This window comes from Rahnella sp. NRRL B-41462 (assembly GCF_003263525.1).
Classification (GTDB): domain Bacteria; phylum Pseudomonadota; class Gammaproteobacteria; order Enterobacterales; family Enterobacteriaceae; genus Rahnella; species Rahnella aceris.
On sequence record NZ_JYDF01000152.1, the window covers coordinates 1 to 3,563 of the forward strand.

3 protein-coding genes are annotated in these 3,563 nt (G+C 52.9%); all 3 read right to left on the bottom strand.

The annotated features are described in order from the left end of the window. On the bottom strand, window positions 1-373 hold a 373-nt coding region (locus UC14_RS25265; RefSeq protein WP_157962158.1), incomplete at its 3' end, for a DUF2076 family protein. Between the two features lie 196 nt (window positions 374-569). Beyond that, window positions 570-1,700, bottom strand: a complete 1,131-nt coding sequence (locus UC14_RS25270; protein ID WP_112198668.1) for an ABC transporter substrate-binding protein — start codon at window positions 1,698-1,700, stop codon at window positions 570-572. Between the two features lie 191 nt (window positions 1,701-1,891). Beyond that, the coding region (locus UC14_RS25275; RefSeq protein ID WP_112198669.1) for a prolyl oligopeptidase family protein at window positions 1,892-3,563 on the bottom strand (1,672 nt) is incomplete at its 5' end.

A 3,563-nucleotide genomic window follows, 5' to 3' on the forward strand; every position in this document is an offset into this window, starting at 1 on the left:
GCTCGACTTCCCAGCCTTGCGTACCGGGAATGGGCTGGCTGCCCTGCGACGCCTGGCGTTGCGGTTCAGGCTGAGACGTGCCACCGCCAAACAAGCCAGCCAGAAAACCGGTGCTTTGCGGTTTGGCCGTCTGCGCCTGTTGTTGCAACTGCTGAACCTGCTGTTGCAATTCTTGTACCTGCGCATTCAGTTTGGTCAGCGCCGCTTCCTGAATAATCATTGCCTGCGCCATGTAATACGGGGCAGATGGCTGCTGACGAATATGGGCCTGAATCACACGTTCAGCTTCCGCATCACGCGGTGCCGTGTTGGACTCAGCCTGTTGTAAGCGACTAAAAAGCCCGTCAATTAAACGCTGTTCTTCAGATTGCATAAATTCACCTTGTTGATATGTCGTACTGCGTCAGGAGCGACGCCGGTCGGCGTTATTCAGATACAGTAATACAGTTAGTTTTTTGTATAAATTAACGGAGTGTCAACAAATGTGACGGAGGTAAAGTTAGTGCAGAAAGCGCGCAGAGGGATTGAAAAACCGCCTGCGGGGCCACAGGCGGGGGAATTATCAGCACTTACTTTTTCGGTGTCCAGCCAAGGATGAAATCCTGATCCGGCAGGTTGGTATAGTTACGTACGATGTCGTGGTAAGTCTTCGCCGGGTCCAGATCTTTAAACTGTTGCGGATAAATAAACTTCGCCAGATATTCCATCCCGACAATGTTATACGGATGGTTGTAGAACTGGTGATAAATACCGTAAACGTGGCCCGCATTCACCGCAGGGATTTGCGCCACGCCGGTGCGTGAAAGCAACACTTTGGCTTCTTTATCCACATCCGCTTCATCCGCACCGTAGCCAAACGGCAGAATATGCGTCACAGAGCCACTTTTCGGACGTGCCGAACCGGTCATGATGTAAACGTCCGGCTTCATGCTGATCACCTGTTCCAGAGAAACGGTGCCTGATGCGCCCGGCAGGAGGCTGGAACCGATGTTATTGGCATCTACCGCCTGGATCAGTTTTCCCCATCCCGCATTACCGTGTGTGAAACAGCAGGAGTCGTCGCGACCGGCAATTGGCTCGATAAACACATTCGGCCTGGTTTTAATCGCCTCTGCGGCTTTCTGAATAGCCTGGAAATGCTGGTTATAGAACGTGGTGTAGGCGCGGGCGTTATCCTCCTTATTCATCACTTTGCCGAGCAGATCAATACTTGGCGCGGTGTTTTTTGCGGGATCCAGTTCGTAATCGACAAACAGTACAGGGATGTGCAACGCGGCGAGTTTATCCAGCACCCCGGCCTGCGCCAGTGAATCTTTCGCCCTCATCTGCGCAATCATCAGATCTGGTTTTTTAGCGATCACCGTTTCCAGATCCACCTGCCCTTTGTCGCTGAATCCCATATCGAGGATTTTCGCCGATTCAGGCCATTTGCTTTTCAGCATCTCCCAGGTACCGCTGTCAGTTTTCTTCAGCAGGTTATTCCAGGCCACCACATGCTGAAAAGGATTGGCTTTATCCAGCACCGCCAGCGCCAGAAGGTCGCGCCCGTCCTGCAAAATGACCCGTTGCGGCGCTTTATCGATGGTGACTTTCTGACCGGCTATGTCCGTGACCGTCAGCGGATACGTGGTAGCAAAACTGGCAAAGGAGGCCGCCATCAGACCGGCAACAGACAGCACGCGAGCAGTATTCTTTAACATGCGATTACCCGAAAATGAGAATAAATGAAAAATGATTTTGATAATTGTTATCAACAGAAGTCAAAATAATAAACAAGGAAAGGTGAAGGGGGCAACGTTTTTAAAGCGGACAGAGGGAGTTAAAACATGTCGAAATATTAACGGGATACCACAGAGGCATCCCGTTTTTTATCAGACTCTCGCGGGCAATATCAGCCGCTGGCTTTGTCACGGCCAATAAAGTGCAGCAGAAATTCGCTCACCATCACCCGTTTAAACGCGGACTGTTTTTTGTCAGCCGCGGCGCTGTGACCGCCGTCAGTATTCTCGTAGAAATAGACCTGCGGGATACCCAGCGCCTGCATTTTCGCGGCCATTTTACGTGCATGGTCAGGCCCGACGCGGTCATCGCTGGTCGCCGTTGAGAACAATACCGGCGGATATTTTTTTGCCGGATCGATATTGTGATACGGCGAAAATTCACGGATAAACGCCCATTCTTCCGGTTTCTGCGGGTCGCCGTATTCAGCAATCCACGAAGCGCCAGCCGAGATTTGCGTGTACCGGTACATATCCAGCAGCGCCACTTCACACACGATGGCCCCGAATAATTCCGGGTAGCGTGTCAGCATATTGCCGACCAGTAAACCGCCGTTGCTGCCGCCTTGCGCCGCCAGATGGGCCGGTGAGGTGATCTTGCTGGCAATCAGCGCCTTCGCCACGGACGCGAAATCTTCGTAAGCGCGCAGACGTTTTTCTTTCAGCGCCGCTTTATGCCATTCCGGCCCGTATTCGCCACCGCCACGGATATTTGCCACCACAAACACGCCGCCGCGATCCAGCCACGACACACCGCTGACCCCGAGATAATACGGCTCAAGGGAGACTTCGAAACCACCGTAGCCATAAAGCAGCGTCGGGTTCCTGCCGTCATACGCCACATCTTTGCGCGAGATGACAAAATACGGCACGCGGGTACCGTCGTCGGACACTGCGAAATGCTGGCTGACCTGATAACGGGTGGCATCAAAATGCGACGGATCTTGTTTCAGCAGTTCGGCTTCCACGTCCGCGCCACTATCCAGATTTCCGAGCGACAAACTGGCCGGTTGCAGGAAACCGCTGACACTCATGAAATATTCATTGGTCTCATCATCCACGCCCCACGCATTGATTTTGCTCAGCTCCGGCACTTTACCGAACGGCTCACGCTGCCAGTCGCCGTCTTTTGGCGTCAGCACTTCAAGCCGGTTGACGACATCACGCGTGATACTGAGGATGATATGATCACGGGTGTAGGAATAGCCGTTGAGCTGGTCACGGGTTGCCGTCACGCCGCTGAGAGAAGAATGCGCACCCGGCATAAACAGGGGTTTCAGCGTGCGATCGCCTGCCATAAAAGCGTCAAAATTCATGGTCAGCAACGAACCGGACGGCCAGCTTTCGCCGTTCACCTGCCATTCACTAGAAGGCTGGATCAGGATCCACTCGCGCCAGCTACTGAATTTGGCATCCGCCGGCAGATCGATTTTGATTAAGTTTTTGTCGTCATCAAGCAGGAACACTTCACGATGATAGAAGTCGGTGACACGCACCACATAATTGCGCTCAAACCCTTTGGTGGCATCGCTATAACCCGCCGCCATCATGTCTGTCTTTTCTGCGCTGAACACCGTGACCGCTTCGCACAGCGGTGTACCACGCTGCCAGATTTTGACGATGCGCGGATAACCGGAACCGGTCATTGAGCCTTCACCAAAATCAGTGGCGACAAACAAATGGTCGCGGTCAATCCAGCTGATGCGGCTTTTCGCGACCGGCAAATAAAAACCGTCCGGCACAAAATCCTGAGTGATTAAATCAAACTCACGCACTTCAGAGGCA

Excerpts from the sequence above, each read along its gene's own strand:
- UC14_RS25270 (WP_112198668.1), bottom strand. The coding sequence starts at position 1,700 with ATGTTAAAGAATACTGCTCGCGTGCTGTCTGTTGCCGGTCTGATGGCG.